The sequence below is a fragment of the Bifidobacterium choladohabitans genome (genome assembly GCF_016102005.1).
GTDB classification, from domain to species: Bacteria; Actinomycetota; Actinomycetes; order Actinomycetales; family Bifidobacteriaceae; genus Bombiscardovia; species Bombiscardovia choladohabitans.
Window position 1 is genome coordinate 257,692 of sequence record NZ_JACFPL010000002.1, and the last position, 20,340, is coordinate 278,031.

The 20,340-nt window shown below is 65.4% G+C and carries 12 protein-coding genes; 9 read left to right on the forward strand and 3 right to left on the reverse strand.

Features of this window, described 5'->3' with window-relative positions; genetic code table 11:
• Positions 1-35: 35 nt before the first annotated feature.
• Positions 36-4,973: an ATP-dependent helicase gene (locus tag H3S97_RS04570; protein ID WP_198219789.1), complete on the forward strand. Its 4,938-nt coding sequence runs from the start codon at positions 36-38 to the stop codon at positions 4,971-4,973.
• 17 nt (positions 4,974-4,990) lie between these two features.
• Here H3S97_RS04570 and H3S97_RS04575 read toward each other — a convergent pair whose 3' ends face one another.
• Positions 4,991-7,624, reverse strand: coding sequence for a DNA gyrase/topoisomerase IV subunit A (locus H3S97_RS04575; RefSeq protein ID WP_198219790.1), 2,634 nt, complete (start codon positions 7,622-7,624; stop codon positions 4,991-4,993).
• 114 nt (positions 7,625-7,738) lie between these two features.
• On the opposite strand from H3S97_RS04575, the gene H3S97_RS04580 reads away from it, so the two are divergent.
• The gene (locus tag H3S97_RS04580; RefSeq protein WP_198219791.1) at positions 7,739-8,962 is read left to right on the forward strand and encodes an alkaline phosphatase family protein; all 1,224 of its coding nucleotides are present in this window, start codon (positions 7,739-7,741) and stop codon (positions 8,960-8,962) included.
• Positions 8,963-8,976: 14 nt separating this feature from the next.
• Here H3S97_RS04580 and sepH read toward each other — a convergent pair whose 3' ends face one another.
• Positions 8,977-10,035, reverse strand: coding sequence for a septation protein SepH (gene sepH / locus H3S97_RS04585; RefSeq protein ID WP_198219792.1), 1,059 nt, complete (start codon positions 10,033-10,035; stop codon positions 8,977-8,979).
• Positions 10,036-10,202: 167 nt separating this feature from the next.
• On the opposite strand from sepH, the gene H3S97_RS04590 reads away from it, so the two are divergent.
• The 3 genes from H3S97_RS04590 to H3S97_RS04600 all read left to right on the forward strand — a co-directional run bounded on the left by H3S97_RS04590 (position 10,203) and on the right by H3S97_RS04600 (position 13,404).
• Positions 10,203-10,496, forward strand: a complete 294-nt coding sequence (locus tag H3S97_RS04590; RefSeq protein ID WP_154313601.1) for a DUF4193 domain-containing protein — start codon at positions 10,203-10,205, stop codon at positions 10,494-10,496.
• Positions 10,496-10,960, forward strand: a complete 465-nt coding sequence (gene dut, locus H3S97_RS04595) for a dUTP diphosphatase (protein ID WP_154313602.1) — start codon at positions 10,496-10,498, stop codon at positions 10,958-10,960. Before H3S97_RS04590 ends, dut begins: the two co-directional genes overlap by 1 nt.
• Positions 10,961-11,043: 83 nt before the next feature.
• Positions 11,044-13,404: a RelA/SpoT family protein gene (locus tag H3S97_RS04600; protein WP_232356277.1), complete on the forward strand. Its 2,361-nt coding sequence runs from the start codon at positions 11,044-11,046 to the stop codon at positions 13,402-13,404.
• A 206-nt stretch (positions 13,405-13,610) separates the two neighbouring features.
• Here H3S97_RS04600 and H3S97_RS04605 read toward each other — a convergent pair whose 3' ends face one another.
• Positions 13,611-15,155, reverse strand: a complete 1,545-nt coding sequence (locus H3S97_RS04605) for a DUF349 domain-containing protein (RefSeq protein ID WP_198219793.1) — start codon at positions 15,153-15,155, stop codon at positions 13,611-13,613.
• Between the two features lie 84 nt (positions 15,156-15,239).
• Between H3S97_RS04605 and hisS the strand changes: the two genes are divergently transcribed.
• From hisS to H3S97_RS04625, 4 genes are all read left to right on the forward strand, one after another.
• Positions 15,240-16,625 (forward strand): histidine--tRNA ligase, encoded by a 1,386-nt coding sequence (hisS, locus tag H3S97_RS04610; RefSeq protein ID WP_198219794.1) that lies wholly within the window; start codon positions 15,240-15,242, stop codon positions 16,623-16,625.
• A gap of 39 nt (positions 16,626-16,664) precedes the next feature.
• Entirely contained in the window at positions 16,665-18,467 is a 1,803-nt protein-coding gene (aspS, locus tag H3S97_RS04615) for an aspartate--tRNA ligase (RefSeq protein WP_198219987.1), read from the forward strand.
• Between the two features lie 183 nt (positions 18,468-18,650).
• Entirely contained in the window at positions 18,651-19,466 is an 816-nt protein-coding gene (locus tag H3S97_RS04620; RefSeq protein ID WP_269420626.1) for an amino acid ABC transporter ATP-binding protein, read from the forward strand.
• Positions 19,467-19,509: 43 nt separating this feature from the next.
• Positions 19,510-20,340 carry a glutamate ABC transporter substrate-binding protein gene (locus tag H3S97_RS04625; RefSeq protein WP_198219988.1) on the forward strand — a complete coding sequence of 277 codons (831 nt, stop codon included), beginning with the start codon at positions 19,510-19,512 and terminating at the stop codon, positions 20,338-20,340.

Genomic DNA, 20,340 nt, shown 5'->3' on the forward strand with positions numbered 1-20,340 from the left:
CCAGGCCCAGAATGGGGGAGAGGAGTATGGCGCATATGGGCGATCCCCTGGGTAATTTCTCCCCGCAGACGGCAGACTGGTTCCGCCGGACCTTTCCCGAAGGGTCCACGCCGACCCAGGTGCAGGCCTGGCCGGCCATCCGCTCAGGCGGCGATGCGCTGATCATTTCGCCCACCGGGTCGGGCAAGACCCTGGCCGCCTTTCTTTGGGCCATCGACGAGCTCATGACCAGGCCCCAGCGATTTCGGAAACCTGGGGTCGCCGTGCTTTACATCTCGCCCATGAAGGCCCTGGGGACGGATGTGGCCCGCAACCTGCAGGCTCCGCTGGACGGCATCGCCGAGCGATTTGAACAACAGGGACGAAAAGCACCCAAGGTCCGGACGGGCGTCCGCACCGGAGACACCGACGCCCGCGGCCGCAGGGCCCTGGCCGCCCATCCCCCGGATATTCTGGTCACCACCCCCGAATCCCTCTATCTGATGTTGACATCCAAGATGGCCAGCACGCTGAAGAATGTGCAGACCGTTATTGTGGACGAAATCCACGTTTTGGCGGGCAACAAGCGCGGTGCCCATCTGGCCCTGAGCCTGGAGCGGCTGGACGACCTGGTCGGAGGGCCCGTGCAGCGGATCGGCCTGTCGGCTACGGTCCGGCCGCCCGAACAGGTGGCACGTTTCCTGGGTGGCAGCCGTCCGGTCAGCTTGATCCAGCCCAAGTCGGCCACAGCCATGGACCTGCGGCTGATCGAGCCCCTGGAGGACATGGGCGATCTGACAGCGCCACCCGGCGAATCCGGCGAAGAGGGTCAGGGGGGCGACCAAAGAAGCGGGTCCATCTGGCCTGCCGTCGAGCGGGCCATTCTGGACCAGGTCCTGTCCCACCAAACCACCCTGGTCTTCGTCAACTCACGAGGTCTTGCCGAGCGTCTGACCGCCCGGTTGAACGACCTGCACCAGTCCGATCTGCAAGCGTCCAACCACCGTAGCCGAGGCAGCAGTGGGCAGGACCAGCCAGGGTCACGTCCTGAAACAGACCAGTCCACGGGCAGGGTTGCGCAGGCCAGGGAGCCCGCTCACTACGATTCGGCCACCGGGTCCACCTCCGAGAGAACTTCCGGCCTGATTCTCGACCGACCCATTGCCATGGCCCACCATGGTTCGGTGTCCAAGGAGCGCCGCCGCCAGGTGGAGGACGACCTCAAGGCCGGCAGGCTGCGGTGCGTGGTCGCCACCTCCAGCCTGGAGCTGGGCATCGATATGGGCTCGGTCGATCTGGTCATCCAGGTCAATGCTCCGCTGTCGACAGCCTCGGGACTGCAGCGGGTGGGCCGGGCCGACCACCAAGTGGGCCGGGTATCGCAGGCCAGGCTTTTTCCCCTGACCCGCGAGCAGATCCTGGAATGCACCGCCAGCATAGAAAGCATGGTCCAGGGTGATATCGAACCCACCGTCATGCCCAGCAGTCCCTTGGATGTTCTGGCCCAGCAGACGGTGGCCGCGGCCGCCATGGGACCGCTCAAGGAGCAGGATTGGCTGGCCACGGTCAGACGGGCCGCGCCCTTCGCCCACCTGGACCAGCAGGTCTACCGGGCGGTGCTGGGCATGCTCAGCGGCGCCTACACCTCGCAGGACTTCACCGCCTTCCGCCCCATCCTGGTCTGGGACCAACAGACAGGCACGCTGACGGCCCGCCCCGGCGCGCAGCGACTTGCGGTGACCTCCGGAGGCACCATTCCCGACCGCGGCTCCTATAGTGTGGTCATGCCCTCGGAGGCCGCCGGCGGCAAGCCCCGCCGAGTGGGGGAGCTGGACGAGGAGATGGTCTACGAGTCCCGCAAGGGGGATGTGATCACCCTGGGCACCACCTCCTGGAGGATCCAGCAGATCACCCGCGACCGTGTGGTGGTGGTGCCCGCTCCGGGACGCTCAGCCAGACTGCCCTTCTGGCACGGGGAGGGCACCGGTCGTGACCCCGCCTTCGGCCGTCGTCTGGGCAGGCTTGCCAGGGAGTTGTCGCAGGGCCTGATACCGGCGGTCCAGACTGCCTCCGGTCGGCCGGGCTTCACTCAATCCGTCTGTTCTCGTCTGTTGGAGGACGGCCTGGACCGTCCTGCCATCAACAATCTGGCCGCCTTTCTGGCCGAGCAGCAGGCCTCCACCGGCCGGGTGCCCGACGATCGACACCTGGTGGTCGAGCGTTGTCCCAACGAGGAGGGCGACCTGAGGCTGATCCTCCATTCGCCATACGGTCGCAGGGTCAACGAGCCCTGGGCCCTGGCCATAGCCGCCCGGCTCTCCCGCGAGCGCGGCTACGACGGTTCCGTCTGGGCTGGGGAGGATGGCATCGTCGTGCAGATCCCGGGCACCGATGCCTTCCTGGAGGATCAGCGGATATTCGGATTCACCCCCGATCAGGTGGAGCGCGAGGTCCGACGGCATCTGGTTGGCTCTGCGCTCTTCCAGGCCCGTTTCCGCCAGTGCGCAGCCCGCTCGCTCTACATGCCCAGGATGGAGCCGGGCCGCAGGGTTCCGCTCTGGCAGCAGCGTCTGCGGGCCTCCCGTCTGCTGGACGCGGCCCTGAAGGAGGATGACTTCCCCCTGGTTCTGGAGACCATGCGCGAGTGCCTGCAGGATGTCTACGACATGCCTGCCCTGCGCGAGCTTATGGCCGATCTGGAGCAGGGGAGCGTCCGTCTGGTCCCGGCCTCCACCAAGACCCCCTCACCCATGGCCTCAGGACTGCTCTTCGGCTACCTGGGCACCTTCATGTACCAGTACGACATGCCCAAGGCCGAGCGCGACGCCGCCATGCTGGCCATCGACTCCGACCTGCTGGAGCAGATGGTCGGCCGGGTGGACATGGCTGACCTTCTGGACCAGGAGACCGTCAACCAGGTGACCGCGGATTTGCAGCGGCTTTCGCCCAGGACCCGGGCCAGGGGTGCCGAAGGACTGGCCGACCTGCTGCGCACCCTGGGTCCCATGGATCTGGCCGGGATTCGTCGGCGCATGCGTGGTCAGGAGGACGAGCCGGTGACGCAGGCACAGGTCCGGGCCATGCTCAAGCAGCTGCAGGCCCAGTCCAGGGTGGTCCAGGTCAGACTGGGCACCCGCGACTGCTGGGTATGGGCCGGTCAGGCGGGGCGGCTGACGGCGGTCCTGGGGCCCGGCATCATCCATCCATCCGCCCAGCCGACAAAGCAATCGGAATCGGACAGCGAGGCCTTCGACCAGCTGGTCAGGCAATACGCCGCAGTCCATGGGCCCTTCACCACCGAGGACCTGGCCGGCCACCTGGGACTGGGCAGTGCTCTCTTGGAGGACAGGCTGCGTTCCCTGGTCGCACGCGAGCTGCTCATGACCGGGGTCTTCCCCCGTCCCGACCTGACAGTCTATGACGAGCCCGGATGGGAGGGAGGTGAACCCCGCCGAGGATGGCTGGATCCCGAGGTCTTCCGTCGGCTGCGCTCGCGGTCCCTGGCCAAGGCCAGCAGGGCCGCCAGTCCCGTTGCCGGTCATGTCTACAGCGACTTTCTTCTTCATCGACAGGGTCTGGCGCCTCTGGGTCAGGAACCCTTGATGGGCACCGAGGGACTGCTGGAGGTCGTTGCGCAGCTGGAAGGGCTGGCTCTGCCGCCCGAACTCTGGGAGTCGGCCATTTTCCCGGCCAGGGTGCGTGATTACGGTCCGGCATTGATGGACGATCTGCTGGCCTCGGGTCAGGTGGTCTGGGTGGGGTCCGACCAGGGGGAGGGCCCGCTGGGCGCCATGACTTTTTATCTGGCCGAGGACCTGGACGAGGAGCTTCCAGCACAATTCGCCGGCCCTCCGTCAGTCACGAATGGGGTCGGCAAGTCGGGCAACCCGGGCAAGGCGGGTGATCTGGAAGCGACCCTGCTGGGTGTTTTGGCAGATGGGGGAGCCTACCGCTTCGATCGGCTTCTGCGCGCCTGTGCCAGTCGGGGCAGGGGCGACATCGAGCCCCCTGTTTCTGAGGCCCCCGACCAGGAGGCCATGGCCCGGTCGCTCTGGGGCCTGGTCAGGCGTGGACTGGTCACCAATGCCTCCCTGGCTCCGGTTCGGCGCCTGGTCCGAGGATCAGGCTCACAGACCTCGGGTAGGACGCGCCGTTTGCCCCATGGTCTACGTGGACGCGGCAGGCCCTTGAGTCGCGCGGCCTTGACGCGGACGGCCGGCTCATCAGCGCTGTCAGCGGCGACGGAGGGATTCTGGACTCTGGTTACGGATGAGCGCGGAGCAGCGGGGATTGGCATGGCCGATTCAAGCGACAAGCCCAGAAGCAGCCAGGACGATGACCGGCAGCGGACCGTCCGCCTGGTCCACCAGGGGCGGGCCATCCTGGACCGTTATGGGCTCCTGGCCCCGGTCCTGCCCGAAGTGCGGTCACTCCCTGGTGGGTTCTCGGCCCTCTATCAGGTCTGCAGACGCATGGAGGAGGCCGGCCAGCTGACGCGTGGAGTCATCGTGGACGGTTTCGGCGGCGCCCAGTTCGCACCCCGGGAGGTGATCGACCAGCTCAGAGACTTCCAAGAAGGTGAGCGCAATGATGATGGTGAAGGCGGATCGAAGCAGCGGCCGCCCGAGCCCGTGCTCATGGATGTGACCGATCCCGCCAACCTCTATGGTACGGCCCTTGCCTGGCCGACCACATCAGGGGATGCCGGCGGTCGTCCCATTCGGCGGATGGGGAACCTCCTGGTGCAGAATCGAGGCCGCGCCCTGGTCTATGCGGCGCCCAAGGGTCATCATCTGCTGGTCTTCGGTGAGCCCGAACGTGGATTGCTGGAGGCCGCCTTCGCCCAGCTGGCCTCATGGCTGAGGCGGGGCGGGCAGGGGCGCATCCTCTTCAGTGATGCCAATGGCCGGCCCCTGACCATGCGCGAACCGGTGGGCATGGCCCTGGCCGCCGCCGGATTCACGGCCGGACCAGGCGGCATGGCCCTCTACTGAGTCTTTGTTGAGCGCCCTCAGGCCACGAAGGCGATGGGCGCTGCCAGCTCCTGGCCGGAGGCATCCCGACGCATGTCCACATCGGGCAGTTCGACCGGGGAACCGGCAGCGGTGCTGGCGTGCAGGGGCCAGGCGCCCACCCGGGCCAGCAGCAGGGTGTCCTGTCCCTTCAGGAAGCGTTGGGAGCGCACGCCTTTCGCTCCACGGCCCTTGACCGGATACATCTCCAGCGGGGTCAGCTTGGCCGAGCCGTTCTCGGTGCCGGGCAGGGCCTCGGAGTCGCCGGCCACGGTCAGGACCACGGCCCCGGCCTGGGTGCTCATGCCATCCTCTCCGGTCTCCTGGTAGGTCCAGCCGATCTCCCCGGCTGGCACGACCGCGAAGGTGGCGACCTGGCAGCCCTGGGCCAGACGGATGCCAGCCATGCCTGCCGCATTGCGGCCCTGGGGTCGGACCTTGTCACCTGTGAAGGTCAATAGGCTGGAATCCGAGGAGATGAGCACCATGCGGTCCCCGTCCTGGCAGGGGGCTGCGAAGACCACCTGGTCGTCATCCTTCAGGTCGATGACCGACCAGGAGTCCATGGTGGTAGGGGACTCGCGGTTCCAGCGCTTGACCGTGCCCAGGCGTGTGCCCAGGGCCAGAGGTCGGGAGTCGGCCATGTCGATGACGGTGACGGCGTGCTCGTCGGCCTGGGGTTCGGTGCTGGCGGTTCCGCCCAGGAGTTCGTCGGCCACGATGCCCCCGCCCAGGTTGGGGTTGGCGGTGGCCGGGATCAACGGCAGGTCGGCCACAGGTGCGGTGATCAGCCGTCCAGCCGTGGTGACCAGGCCGTAGGTGGCCAGGGTGGTGGTGGCGAATATGGCGATGATCTGGTCGTCGCGCCCCCGGTCCTGGTTGCGCGGGCGGGACCGCCAGGCATCCAGGGCGCCCGGGGTGCTGCGTGCCAGCAGGCCGGTGGCGCTCATCATGACCGTGCAGGGCTTGTTCTCCATGTGCAGGTCGCCGCCGTCGCCACCGCTGCCGCTTCCTCCGCCGGCCAGCAGCGCAGCCTGGGAGCCAGCACCCACTTTGCCTGAGGTTTGCTGAGTGGTCTGCTGATCGCCGGCCGCCGACTGCACGGGGGCCAGGTCACCGGAGGGCTCCTGGTCCAGGATGACCGTGCGCCTGGGCGTGCCCCACTGGGCCACCGCCTGATCCATCTCCTGGATGACGACCCGGTCCAGCTCGGCCGAGGAGCCCAGAATCCGCTCCAGTCCCTCCAGCTGCTTGTTCAGGTCGTCACGCTCGCCCTCCAGCTCGATCCGGCTCATCTTGGTCAGCCGCCGCAGCCGCAGGTCAAGAATGTACTGGGCCTGGATCTGATCCAGGTCGAAGACCGCCATCAGCCTGGTCTTGGCCGCATCCGCATCCTCCGAGCTGCGAATGACCTGGATGACCTCGTCGATGTCGACCAGGGCCAGCAGGAGCCCCTCGACCAGGTGCAGACGCTCCAGGGCCTTCTTGCGGCGGAACTCGCTGCGCCGATGGATGACCGTGCGCCGGTGCTCCACCCAGACCTCCAGCAGCTCCTTGAGCCCCATGGTTCTGGGACGTCCATGGACCAGGGCCACGTTGTTGATGGTGAAGGAGTCCTCCAGGGGCGTGTACTTGAAGAGCTTGCCCAGGACCTTAGCTGGGTCGAATCCCGTCTTGATCTCGATGACCAGGCGGGTCCCGTTGTGCCGATCGGTCAGGTCGATGGCGCTGGAGATGCCCTCCAGCTTGTGGTTGCGCACCCCATCCGAGATGCGTTCCAGAACCCGCTCTGGGCCCACCATGAAGGGCAGTTCGGTGACCACGATGGCCTTCTTGCGGGCGGTCACGTTCTCCAGGTGGGTGACGGACCTGGTCACGAAGGCACCCCGGCCGTGCTCGTAGGCCTTGCGGATGCCGTCCCGTCCCACGATGATTCCGCCGCCGGGCAGATCCGGACCGGGTACGTAGCGCATGAGCTCGTCCAGGCTTGCGTCCGGGTGGGCCATCAGATACTTGGCGGCGGCCACCACTTCGCCCAGGTTGTGGGTGATCATGTTGGTGGCCATGCCAACGGCGATGCCCGAGGCCCCGTTGACCAGCAGGTTGGGGATGGCCGAGGGCAGGACCTGGGGCTCCTTGAGCTTGTTGTCGTAGTTGGGGGAGAAGTCCACCGTGTCCTGGTCGATGTCGGCGTTCATGCCCAGAGCGGCCGGGGCCAGCCTGGCCTCGGTGTAGCGGGAGGCCGCCGGTCCGTCGTCCAGGGATCCGAAGTTGCCGTGGCCGTCGACCAGGGGCAGGCGCATGGCGAAGGGCTGGGCCAGGCGGACCATGGCCTCGTAGATGGATGAGTCGCCATGGGGGTGCAGCTTGCCCATGACCTCGCCCACGGCCCTGGCGGACTTCATGTAGGGGCGGTCGGGGTTGAGGTTCATCTGACCCATCTGGTAGATGATTCGCCGCTGGACCGGCTTGAGTCCGTCACGGGCGTCGGGCAGGGCCCTGGCGTAGATGACCGAGTAGGCGTATTCCAGGAAGGACTTGCTCATCTCCTCGTTCAGAGGGGTTTCGACGATGTGCTCCTTGACCTGCCTGGGGTCGTACCCCGCCGCCTTGCTCCTGCGATGAGTTGCCATGCTCCAGCTCCTGCTCCTTCACGTTCCGCCTTATGATAACCGGACGGTCCGCCAAAGCATTCACAGCAGGGATGCAGTGTCGGCCTGGGGTCTGACCGTGCTTGAATGGAAGGCATGGGTCTGGATACACCTGACATGAAGGAACTGCTGCGGCCGAGTCCGCCTATCCGATACGGGGACCGGGCGGGGGACAGGCAGGTTGGCGGGGCCAGGCATCTGTCCGCCGTCCTGCCCGCCCTGAGCGCCTGTCTGGGAACGCCCGTGTCCACTGACGTCCATCCGTCTGCCAAGACCCTCCAGGAGGCCCTGGGACTGCCGGAAGCCCGGTCGGTGGTCGTCGTCCTGGTGGACGGCTTGGGATTCTGGAACCTGGTCAGCCGCCAGGGCCATGTGCCCTACCTGCGCTCGCTGCTGTCCGAGCCCATCAACCAGCGTCCCCTCTACACCAGCCTGCCCTCGACGACCGTGGCGGCCATGGGGGTCTTCGGCACCGGAACCAGCCCTGGACTGACCGGCATGACCGGCTACACCCAGCTGAATCCGGACACCGGCCAGCTGGGCCAGATGATCCAGTTCAAGGGGGCTCAGGATCCCGAGCGTCTGCAGCGCCGCCCCACGGTCTTCGAGACCCTCCAGGCGCAGGGTGTCCGGGTGACCTCGTCGGGTATGCCGCGTTTTCGTAATTCCGCCCTGACACGGGCTGCTCTGCGCGGCGGGGAGTACCTGGCCCACAACCACTCCCGTCAGCGTCTCCTGGCCGCCTGCGAGGCTGCCCGCAAGCCGGGGCTGACCTACCTCTATATCCGCGATGTGGACAAGGTGGGCCACCACAGCGGTTGGGAGGGCGAGGAATGGGTGGCCGCCCTCGAAGTGACCGATGCACAGCTGGCCGAGCTTCATCACCGCCTGCCCGCCGGGACGCTGACGGTGATCGTGGCCGATCATGGCATGGTCGAGGCTGATCCGGACCAGCGCATTGACATCGCCCAGGACCCGGAGCTGAACCGGGATGTGCGACTGGTGGGCGGTGAGCCCAGGGCGGTCATGCTCTACCTGGACCAGGGGGCGGATCCCCAGGTGGTGGCTGCACGCTGGCACCAGCGTCTGGGGGAGCGGGCCTGGGTGCTGACCCGGGATCAGGCCATACAACGGGGCATCTTCGGCCCTGTGGACACCCGGGTTCGACCCATGATTGGCGACCTTCTGGTTCTGGCCGGCGACCGGGTCACCCTGGTGAATTCTGCAGATCAGACTGATGCCGCAACCAGACTGCCTGGTGTGCATGGCTCATGGACCCGTCTGGAGACGCAGATCCCCTGCCTGATCGATCTGGTCTGACTGCTTGCCTCTGACTACTTGCCGAAGAGGATCTCGTCCCAGCTGGGTACGGCCGACCGCCCGGAGTGCTTTTTGGCCCGCTTGCTGCGGCGGCCCTCCCTGGGCTCGTCCTCCTGCTCGTCCTGATCGGCATCATCGTCTTGTTCCGGCTGCTGGCTCTGCCCATGGTTCTGTACGGGCAGGACCATGGTGGATTCATTGTCTCGGATGGGAGGATGCTCGGCCGTGTCGGGGTCCTCGGTCAGTTCCGCACTGGGGTGGCTGGGCTTTCGCTCGGCTGTCCGCTCCTGGCCTTCCTTGGGCTTGCCATAGAGCCAGGCTGTGAGTGCCGCTTGGCGCTCGCCGTCCTCCTGGTCGTCCGAGCTACGGTCCTCTTCCTCGATTCGGGCAAGGGCATCCTCCTGGTTTGGAGGTCGCCTGTCGGTCTGGTCGTCGATCTCTTCGGCGGGACCCTGGTCCCAGCCGGGACGCTCCTGGCCATGGTCGTCTTCGGAATCGTCCAGCAGCATCCTGGCCGCCCCGTTCATGCAGGTCACGGTGTTGTCATGCATGTTCCAGGCCCAGCGGGCGTTGAAGATCCGCTTGTCCAGCGTAAACACGCCGTTGATGTTCCAGGGTTCGTACCCTCGTCTGGTGGCCTGCCAGGAAACCTGTGACAGGCTGACCCCGGCACGGGCCAGCACCTTGCCGATCAGTTCCTGGTAGTTTCGCCCGCCCGACCCCTTGGGCGCCGGCATGGTCAGGAACTGCTCGATGGCGTACTTCTTTTCGGTCTCCACAGGGGCCGCGAAACGCCGTACCAGCGCTTCGTTGACAGCGTATTGCTGAGCCACCTGCTCTGGGCGGGCGCCGGCGCGCACAGCAGCCTGAATGGCTGATACAGGCAGTGGCTTGGACTTGCCGGTCTGGGGGTCCACGTCCTCTTCCTCCTTGACCTGCTTGGCCTCAAGAATGGCGCGATCAAGCGCATCGTCGACCCTTACGGCGAAGTGCCGGTGGTCACAGACGAAGACCAGATCGCCCCTGTCGTCGACATGGTCAAAGCTGGCCACCCTGGTCCCATTCTCAGACATGCACGCCCCTATCCTCTTACGGTTCCTTTACACGGCCTTAGGTATTTCCATTGTGCCCTACGGTTGGTATTTTACGTGCTTTTGAAATCGTGTATCCTATGCGCAGTACATATCGTGTGAAATGACCGGCATACGAGGTGGCTGGTCGAACAAGGAAAGGGTACACGATGGCACAGGATTACGATACCCCGCGCGACAAGGACGAAGACGAGGAATCCCTGCAGGAGCTTGGCAAAAACGGCCAGGATGCCGGGGCTGACCTTGACGACGACGAGAACGCCATCGCCGAGGACTACGAGCTGCCTGGCGCCGACCTGAGCAATGAGGACTCTTCGGTGACCGTCATCCCCATGCAGGGCGATGAATTCATCTGCTCCAACTGCTTCCTGGTCAAGCACCGGAGCCAGCTGGCCTACACCACCCCCGACGGCAAGCCCGTCTGCAAGGAGTGCGCCGCCTGATGGCCTATGACGAGTCCTACAACGAGCCCGAAACGGTCGAGGTCCTGTTCCAGTCCCTGGATGGGGCCGAGGTGCCGGAATACGCCATGCCCGGCGATGCGGGGGCCGATCTGCGAGCCAGTGTGGCTGTGGATCTGGCCCCCTTCCAGCGGGCCTTGGTACCCACGGGAGTGGCACTGGCCCTGCCCAACGGCTACGTCGGCCTGGTTCATCCACGCTCTGGGCTGGCGGTCAAAATGGGGGTGACCGTGCTCAACGCGCCCGGGACCATCGATGCCGGCTACCGGGGCGAAATCAAGGTGCCGCTGATCAACCTGGATCCGCATGAGTCGGTCCACTTCGAGCCCGGGGAGCGCATCGCCCAGCTGGTCATCCAGCGCTACGTGCAGGCCCGTTTCGTGCCCGCCGAACGCCTGCCCGGCTCGGTGCGTTCGGATGGCGGATTCGGCTCGACCGGCCGTTGAGGCACCCTTCGGACACGGGCGGCCTGAATGGGCCAGGCGCAAGTGTAGGATTGGTGCATTATATCAGGACATTGGAGGCTTGAATGGTCACTCAGGAGGGCAGCGTCTGTAGCAATGATGTCGGCGATCAGGCCCCTTCCGGCCTGTCCTCCAGAGCCTTGGGCTGCGAGGTCAGCGACGACCCGCTCAACCCCCTGATGCCCATCTGGGAGATTTGCTCCGCCCATCATCCCGGTGAGGATCTGTCCATGCTTCAGCGCGCCTATGACCGGGCCGTGGTTCAGCATGCCGACCAGAGGCGCAAGTCCGGCGAGCCCTACATCATCCATCCACTGGCTGTGGCCCAGATTCTGGCAGACCTGGGCATGGGGCCCACAGTGGTTTCGGCCGGTCTGTTGCACGACACCGTGGAGGACACCGACTACACCCTGGAGCAGTGCAGGGACGAGTTCGGCGACACGGTGGCCGGTCTGGTGGACGGGGTCACCAAAATATCCAAGATGGACTACGGCGATTCGGCTCAGGCCGAGACCATCCGCAAAATGATCGTGGCCATGAGCCGGGATGTGCGCGTTCTGGTGGTCAAGCTGGCCGACCGGGTCCACAACGCACGCACCTGGCGCTACGTCAAGGCTTCATCGGCCCAGCGCAAGGCCCGCGAGACCCTGGACGTCTATGCGCCCCTTGCCAACCGGCTGGGTATGAACGCCATCAAGACCGAGCTGGAGGAGCTTAGCTTCAAGACCCTCTATCCCAAGATCTACAACGAGATCGTGGTCCTGGTCTCCCGCAGGGCCGGCCAGCGGGAGGTCTACCTGAAGCAGATCCTGGACGAGATCCACGAGGATCTGGACGCCCAGGGCATCAAGGCCCAGGTGACCGGGCGGCCCAAGGACTACTTCAGCATCTACCAGAAGATGATTGTGCGCGGGCACGATTTCGCCAACATCTACGACCTGGTCGGGGTGCGCATCATCGTGGACACCATCCGTGACTGCTATGCGGCCCTGGGCGCCGTCCATGCCCGCTGGAGCCCGGTGCCCGGGCGGTTCAAGGACTACATCGCCATGCCCAAGACCAACCGCTACCAGTCCCTGCACACCACGGTGGTGGGCCCGGGCGGCAAGCCGGTCGAGATTCAGATCCGCACCTGGCAGATGCACCGTCGTGCCGAATTCGGGATCGCCGCCCACTGGAAGTACAAGGAGAACGGTTCCGCCGGCCGCGAGCTCTCCCAGCCCGACAAGTCCGATGTCAAGCGTGAGCGCCAGGAGGGGGAGCTGAGCCAGGAGGACAACCTGACCTGGATCCAGCAGCTGGCCGACTGGACCAGCGAGACCCCGGACTCCAATGAGTTCCTGGGCTCCCTGAAGGACGATCTGGGTTCGGCCGAGGTCTACGTATTCACGCCCAAGGGAAAGATCATCTCCCTGCCGGCCGATTCCACGCCGGTGGACTTCGCCTATGCCGTCCACACCGAGGTGGGCCACAGAACCATGGGCGCGCGCGTCAACGGCCGCCTGGTCCCCCTGGACACCAAGCTGCGCAACGGGGACACGGTGGAGATCCTGACCAGCAAGTCGGACACCGATGGACCCTCGCGCGACTGGCTGAGCTTCGCCAAGAGCCCCCGTGCCCGCAGCAAGATCCGTCAGTGGTTCAGCAAGGAACGCCGTTCGGAGACCATCGAGGAGGGCAAGGACGAGCTGATCCGCGCAATGCGCAAACGGAACCTGCCCGTGGCCACCCTGCTGACCCCCGAAGCCATGGTGGGAGCCGCCGACGAACTCAACTATCCCAACGAGAAGGCGGTCTACGCCGCCATCGGCGACGGACAGGTCTCCACCCAGAACGTGATCTCGCGCCTGGTCCATGACGCCGGCCGGTCAGCCCTTGAGGACGAGGTTGAGCAGGAGGCCATTCCCCTGCAGCGGGTGGCCAAGTCCAGTCGGCCGGAGACTTCCCAGGGGATCTCGGTCAAGGGCGTGGACGATGTCTGGGTCAAGCTGGCCCGTTGCTGCACCCCAGTACCGGGAGACCCCATCACCGGGTTCATCACCCGCAACCAGGGCGTTTCGGTCCACCGGTCCGACTGCCAGAACCTTCTGGAGCTGCGCAAGAAGCAGCCTGAACGGATCATCGAGGTCTCCTGGACGGGCAAACAGGGCACCTTCATGGTCCAGATCCAGGTGGAGGCCCTGGACCGGCCCCATCTGCTCTCGGACATCACCCAGGTGTTGTCCGACCACGGCGTCAACATCCTGTCGGGCAGCCAGTCCACAGGCCGGGACCGGGTGGCGGTCAGCCAGTTCGTCTTCGAGATGGGTGACCCCCAGCATCTGAATACCCTCCTGTCGGCCGTCAGGAAGATCGACGGGGTCTTCGATGCCTACCGGCTGACAGGAGCCAAGGGTTCGGCCAGTCCCCATATGCGGGCCATCTGACCTTCCCCTGGAACCACCACTATGTGTGCTTTTCCTCCAGAGTGTTGCGACGGCATCCTCCCCGCTGTTCCGTCGAAGTGATCACTTGCTTTCAGCCCTGAAAATTCGCCGGGCCAAGGTCTGAGAAGACGGTCGTCAACGGTGGTTACAGAAGGACCCTCGGTGGCCAATGACCAGCCCGGGGGTCCTAGCGGGAACGGCTGCGATCAGCGCACCGCGTTCATCCACTGCTCCTTGGTGGCCTTCTCGGCCTCCAGTTCCTGCTTCTTGGCTGGATCCTGCTCGGCGGCGATACGACGATCCAGGTCCTCGAGCTGGGCGGCCAGCTGCTGCTCGAAGCTGGAGACTCGGGCATCGGCCTCGGGGTCGGACTGGTTCCAGGCCGCATCCTCCACGGCCTTGATCTGCCGATCCACGGCATCCATCCTGCCCTCGATCCGGCGCACGTCGTCACGGGGGACGAAGCCGATGGCATCCCATTCCTCCTGGATCCTGGCCAGTTCCTGCCGGGCCTGCTTGGCGGCCTTGGTGTCCTTGACGGGCAGCAGGGCCTCGGCCTTGGCCACCAATGCCTCCTTCTTGGTCAGGTTCTCGCGCTCGTTGACCGAGGTCTTGTCACGGTCGGCCTGACGGGCGTTGAAGAAGACATCCGCGGCCTGACGGAACCGAGCCCAGAGGGCGTCGTCATCCTGGCGTCCCGCCCGTCCGGCCTGCTTCCAGCGGTCCATGAGCTCGTTGAACTGGCGGGATGTGGGTCCCCAGTCGGTGGAGTCCTTGATCTGCTCGGCCTCGGCGATGATCTCCTCCTTGATCCGCTTGGTCTCGGACCGCTGGGCGTCACGCTGCTGGGCCCACTTGCGGTGTGCCTGGTTGAAGGTGGTGCGGGCGGAGGAGAAGCGCTTCCAGAGCGCGTCCGCGTCGGCCTTGTCGATGCGGATGGTGGTCCGCTGGTGGTGCTGCCACTGCTCGAAAAGTGAACGGAACTTGTCCGAGGTGGAACGCCAGTTAGTGGAGTCGCCCAGGGATGCGGCCAGTTCCTCGGCCTTCTCCACGATGGCGGTCCGCTCCTTGATGGCCTTGGCCATGGCGTCCTTGCGGGCCTGCGCCAGCTCAGCCTTGCGGGCCTGGCCCTGTTCGGCCAGCTGGTTCAGCTGCGTGCGCAGGGCGGCCAGGTCGCCCACGGCCTCGGGCTGGCCGGTCTCTTCCTTGAGTGAGGCTATGGACTCGTCTATCTCGTGGGCCTTGATCTTGGGGCTGCGCAGCCGGGTTGCGAAGAGGTTCAGCTTCTCCTTGAGGTCCAGGTATCGGCGGGCGTAGAGGTTCAGGGCCTCCTTGGCATCAGCGTTGGGGAACTGGCCTACCTGGCGATCCTGGTCGCCCTCGCGGACGAAGACGTTGCCCTGCTCGTCAACCCGGCCAAAGGCTTCCGCCTTGTCGATCTCCTCCTGGCTGTAGGTGGGAGCGGCCGGAGCGGCCTTGACGTGAGGGGCCTTGTGGGCCAGAGCCGCAGGGGAGGGAACCGCCTTGGGCTTGGGCGCGGCAGGCGCTTCGGCAGTTGCAGGCTTTGGCTCAGCCGGTACCGGTGTGCTCTGTGTCTGCGCGTCCTCGGTTGAAGCGGTCTGTCCGGGGGCAGCCTGTTCCTGTCCGGCTTCGGGTGTCGTCGCAGCGGCGACCTGGCCCTCCGCGTCCGCGGTGTGTTCCTCCTGCGGTGTCGAGGTGTTCTCGGGTGTGATGGCGGTGTTGTCGGCCATGGCCAGCTCCTTAGGCTTGTGTGTTGGAGAGATCGCAAAATATGGCAATACCATTTTCCTTGACCTCCTATAGTATAGGTTCTTATGGCAAAAGGCACATCTCTATCCGGTTTCCCTGAATGGCTTCCTTCACAACGAGTGGTGGAGCAGCGCATCACCGACACGCTCCGCAAGGTCTTCGAATTGAACGGCTACATCGGCATTGAGACCAGGGCCGTAGAAGAGGGATCCAGCCTGCTCAAGAAGGGGGAGACCAGCAAGGAGATTTACCTGCTTTCCCGTCTTCAGGACCTGGGGCAGGAAAAGGATGTGCCGGTGGAGCGCCGGCTGGGCCTGCATTTTGACCTGACCGTGCCGCTGAGCCGCTACGTGGTGGAGCACAGCAACGATCTGACCTTCCCCTTCAAGCGCTGGCAGATCCAGAAGGTCTGGCGTGGGGAGCGCCCCCAGGAGGGACGGTTCAGGGAGTTCGTCCAGGCTGATATCGATGTGATCGGCAACGGTGAGCTGCCCGACCACTACGAGGTCGAGGTGCCACTGGTCATGCTGAGCGCCTTGGAGCAGCTGCGGGCCTTCGGCCTGCCCAAGCCCACCGTGCACGCCAACAACCGCAAGCTCTCCGAGGGATTCTACCGGGGTCTGGGCTTGGAGGACGTGGAGGGTGTCCTGCGCGAGATCGACAAGCTGGACAAGATCGGCCCTGATGAGGTGGCCAACCTGCTGGTCGGTGAGTGCGGCGCCAACCAGGACCAGGCCAGGGCCTGCCTGGATCTGGCCGAGCTGACCGCCGACGATGGCAAGCAGCTGCGCCAGCGGTTCGACGCCCTGGTCGACAAGGTTGGCATCGACAAGCAGTCTCCTTCCTACGCTCTGGCCATCGAGGGGCTGGAGACGCTGGCCATGATCATCGACGAGGCCGCCCGCATCCGGCCAGGTTCGGTCATCGCCGACCTGAAGATCGCCCGCGGTCTGGATTACTACACCGGCTCGGTCTACGAGACCTTCCTGGAGGGGGCGCAGTCCCTGGGCTCCATCTGCTCCGGCGGCCGCTATGACAACCTGGCCAGCCAGGGCAACCGCACCTATCCCGGTGTGGGGCTGTCCATCGGGCTTTCACGGCTGCTCTCCTACCTGCTGGCCCAGGGGGTCCAGGCCTCCCGTGTCTCCCCGGCGGCGGTCATGGTCGCTGTCTGGGACGAGGAGGATCGCACCGCCAGCAACCACATCGCCCAGGACCTTCGGGCCAGGGGGATCGCCGCCGACGTGGCTCCCACCGCAGCCAAGATCGGCAAGCAGATCCGCTATGCCGACCACCTGGGGATCCCCTACGTCTGGTTCCCGGCCAAGGAGGGCCAGCAGGAGGGCGACCAGGTCAAGAACATCATTACCGGCGAGCAGATTCCGGCTGATCTGGTGTCGTGGACGCCGGATAGCCTGTATGCCCGGCAGAGTGTGGAATACCAGGCCTGACGCAGGGGCAGGCCGAGCATTATGGAGGTACAGGAAAGCATGGGCCAGTCGGCTTACAGAACGAGCTACGCCACGGATGTCACGCAGGATATGGTCGGTCGCCAGGTGACGGTGGCCGGATGGGTGGATCGCCGCCGGGATCACGGAGGCGTGGCCTTCATCGATCTGCGTGACCGCTCCGGTCTGGTCCAGATCGTCATCTACGACGAGGAAGAGGCCCGGCCCCTGCGCAGTGAGTACGTGATCCAGGTCACCGGCAAGGTTCGCGAACGCCCCGAGGGCAATGACAACGAGCACCTGTCCACCGGGCACATCGAGATCGTGGCCGACAAGATCGAGGTTCTGGCCAAGTCGGCCGCCCTGCCCTTCCAGGTGTCCACTGCCCTGGAGAACGAGGCCGAGAACAAGCTGCCAGGCGAGGATGTGCGGCTGCGCTACCGTTATCTGGACCTGCGTCGCCCCTCCATGCAGCGCAACATCCGCCTGAGGGCCGCCATGAACAGGGCCGCCCGTGCCGCCCTGGACAAGATGGACTTCTGCGAGATCGAGACGCCGACCCTGATCAAGTCCACCCCCGAGGGCGCCCGCGACTTCCTGGTGCCTGCCCGCCTGGTGCCCGGATCCTGGTACGCCCTGCCGCAGTCCCCCCAGCTGCTCAAGCAGCTGCTGATGGTGGGCGGCTTCGAGCGTTACTACCAGATCGCCCGCTGCTACCGCGACGAGGACTTCCGTGCCGACAGGCAGCCCGAGTTCACCCAGCTGGACATCGAGATGAGCTTCGCCTCCCAGGAGGACGTCATGGCCATGGCCGAGCAGGTCATCGCCGAGGTCTGGAAGGCTGCGGGATTCGAGGTCACCCTGCCCATCCCCAGGATCAGCTGGCAGGAGGCCATGGACAAGTACGGCTCCGACAAGCCCGACCTGCGCTTCGGCAACCCAATCGTCGAGCTGACCGAGTACTTCAAGGACACCCCCTTCCGGGTCTTCCAGGCCCCCTACGTGGGTGCCGTGGTCTACCAGGGCGCGGCCAACCTGCCCCGCCGGCAGTTCGATGCCTGGCAGGAGTGGGCCCGCCAGCGGGGTGCCAAGGGTCTGGCATACGTCCAGTTCACCGGCGACGGCACCCTCAAGGGACCCGTGGCCAAGAACCTGTCCGATGCCGAGCGCCAGGGCCTCAAGGAGGCCGTGGGTGCCTCGGACGGGGATGCCGTCTTCTTCGCAGCCGGACCCCGCGAGGCCTCGCAGACCCTGCTGGGTGCGGCCCGTGTGGAGATAGCCCGCCGCCAGGGGCTGCTCAAACCCGACGAATTCGCCCTGACCTGGGTGGTGGACTTCCCCCTCTTCAAGCCCACCGACGACCCGGATGACGACGATGTGGCCGTGGGCCATTCCAAGTGGACCTCCATGCACCACCCCTTCACCATGCCCTCGGCCGACTGGATCGACCGCTTCGACAAGGATCCCGAGCACGCCATGAGCGACTCCTACGACATCGTCTGCAACGGCGAGGAGATGGGCGGCGGCTCGGTGCGTATCCACCGTGACGACATCCAGGACAGGATCTTCAAGGTGCTGGGCATCGGCCCCGAGGAGGCACAGGAGAAGTTCGGCTTCCTGCTGGATGCCTTCAAGTACGGCGCTCCGCCCCACGCGGGCATCGCCTTCGGCTGGGACAGGACCGCACAGATCCTGACAGGGGCCGATTCCATCCGCGATGTCATCGCCTTCCCCAAGTCCGGCGGCGGCCAGGATCCCATGACCGGTGCTCCTGCGCCCATCTCCGACCAGCAACGCGCCGAGACCGGCGTGGACTGGGTGCCGGATCAGGAGGATGCCGACTGAGCGCATTCCGTCACTGATCGGCGAGAGACTACAAGGGCTGGAATCCTGCGGGGTTCCGGCCTTTATTGTTTATGACCTCTAATGTGCTGCGGACCGACCGGCTAGGGTTGGCCCTTGCATCTGCTTTCCAAGAGAACCGTTTCTATGGCCGTTCCGCAACAAAGGATGAGTAAACTGCCCAATATGAGCGAAACAACCAAACATCCGTCGGAGCGGATTCTGCCGGAGAAACCGGCCTCGGATCGCCCCGTCAAGGACAAGTCCGGGCCGCTGGTAGAGCTGGCCCACGTCGAGAAGCATTTTGGCAGCCTGCACGTCCTCAAGGACATCAACCTGCAGGTCGACACCGGTGAGGTGCTGGTGGTGGTCGGACCCTCAGGCTCGGGCAAGTCCACCATGTGCCGGACCATCAATCGTCTGGAGTCCATCGACTCGGGTGTCATCAGGATCGAGGGGGAGCCCCTGCCCCAGGAGGGACGTGACCTGGCCCGGCTCAGGGCCGAGGTGGGCATGGTCTTCCAGTCCTTCAACCTGTTCGCCAACAAGACCATCCTGGAGAACATGACCCTGGCGCCCATCAAGGTGCGCCACATGCCCAAGAAGGATGCCGAGGACCTGGCCATGGACCTCCTGGCCCGGGTGGGCGTGGAATCCCAGGCCTCCAAGATGCCCTCCCAGCTCTCAGGCGGCCAGCAGCAGCGTGTGGCCATCGCCCGCGCCCTGGCCATGCAGCCCAAGGTCATGCTCTTCGACGAGCCCACTTCGGCGCTGGACCCGGAGATGGTCAACGAGGTGCTGGACGTCATGATCCAGCTGGCCCAGGAGGGCATGACCATGATCTGCGTGACCCACGAGATGGGCTTTGCCCGTCAGGCCGCCGACCATATCGTCTTCATGGCCGATGGGCGCATCCTGGAGAAGGACGACCCCGACGACTTCTTCGACCATCCCCAGACCCAGCGGGCCGCCGACTTCCTGTCCAAGATTCTGACCCACTGAAGCAGGAGGGAGGCATATCCGCATGAATGCAAGCATGCATGGCATGGGCCGGCCGCTGAAACGGCTGGTCAGGAATCTGACTGCAATCCTGTGCGCCCTGGGTTGCCTGGTCTCCCTGGCGGCCTGCGGTTCTGACAAGGAGGCAGGCAAGATCCGCGTGGGCATCAAGTTCGACCAGCCCGGCCTGGGCTTCAAAAAGGCCGGGACCTATGTGGGCTTCGACGTGGATGTGGCCACATACATCGCAGGAAAGCTGGGCTACAGCGCCGACGACATCGTCTGGAAGGAGGCCCCCTCCAAACAGCGTGAGGCCATGCTCCAGAACGGCGACGTGGACATGATCCTGGCCTCTTATTCAATAACCGACGAGCGCAAGCGGGCCGTCTCCTTCGCCGGACCCTACATTGTGGCCGGCCAGGACCTCCTGGTGCGCAAGGAGGACCATCATATCCGCGGCCCCGAGGACCTCAACGGCAAGAGGCTGTGCTCGGTGACCGGATCCACCTCGGCCGTCACCGTCAAGAAACGGTTCGCCAAGGAGGTCCAGCTGATGGAGCAGCCGGGCTATGCCGAATGCGCCACCGCCCTCTTCTCCGGCATCGTCGATGCAGTCACCACTGACGACATCATCCTGGCCGGGCTGGCCTCCGCCTCCCGTGGAAGGCTGCGGCTGGTCGGTAAGCCTTTCACCCAGGAGTACTACGGCGTGGGCATCAAGAAGGGCAATACCGAGCTGGCCCACAAGATCAACGCTGCTCTGGCTGAGATGGAAGCCAACGGCTCCTGGCAGCGGGCGTTGGAGAACAACACCCGGGGCACCCACTACAAACCCGATCCGCGCTACAACCCGCCCAAGCCCAAGGAAGGGGAGTGA

Coding starts and splice junctions, on each gene's coding strand:
- H3S97_RS04570 (WP_198219789.1), top strand. CDS start 36: ATGGGCGATCCCCTGGGTAATTTCTCCCCGCAGACGGCAGACTGGTTC.
- H3S97_RS04575 (WP_198219790.1), bottom strand. CDS start 7,624: ATGGCAACTCATCGCAGGAGCAAGGCGGCGGGGTACGACCCCAGGCAG.
- H3S97_RS04580 (WP_198219791.1), top strand. CDS start 7,739: ATGGGTCTGGATACACCTGACATGAAGGAACTGCTGCGGCCGAGTCCG.
- sepH (WP_198219792.1), bottom strand. CDS start 10,035: ATGTCTGAGAATGGGACCAGGGTGGCCAGCTTTGACCATGTCGACGAC.
- H3S97_RS04590 (WP_154313601.1), top strand. CDS start 10,203: ATGGCACAGGATTACGATACCCCGCGCGACAAGGACGAAGACGAGGAA.
- dut (WP_154313602.1), top strand. CDS start 10,496: ATGGCCTATGACGAGTCCTACAACGAGCCCGAAACGGTCGAGGTCCTG.
- H3S97_RS04600 (WP_232356277.1), top strand. CDS start 11,044: ATGGTCACTCAGGAGGGCAGCGTCTGTAGCAATGATGTCGGCGATCAG.
- H3S97_RS04605 (WP_198219793.1), bottom strand. CDS start 15,155: ATGGCCGACAACACCGCCATCACACCCGAGAACACCTCGACACCGCAG.
- hisS (WP_198219794.1), top strand. CDS start 15,240: ATGGCAAAAGGCACATCTCTATCCGGTTTCCCTGAATGGCTTCCTTCA.
- aspS (WP_198219987.1), top strand. CDS start 16,665: ATGGGCCAGTCGGCTTACAGAACGAGCTACGCCACGGATGTCACGCAG.
- H3S97_RS04620 (WP_269420626.1), top strand. CDS start 18,651: ATGAGCGAAACAACCAAACATCCGTCGGAGCGGATTCTGCCGGAGAAA.
- H3S97_RS04625 (WP_198219988.1), top strand. CDS start 19,510: ATGGGCCGGCCGCTGAAACGGCTGGTCAGGAATCTGACTGCAATCCTG.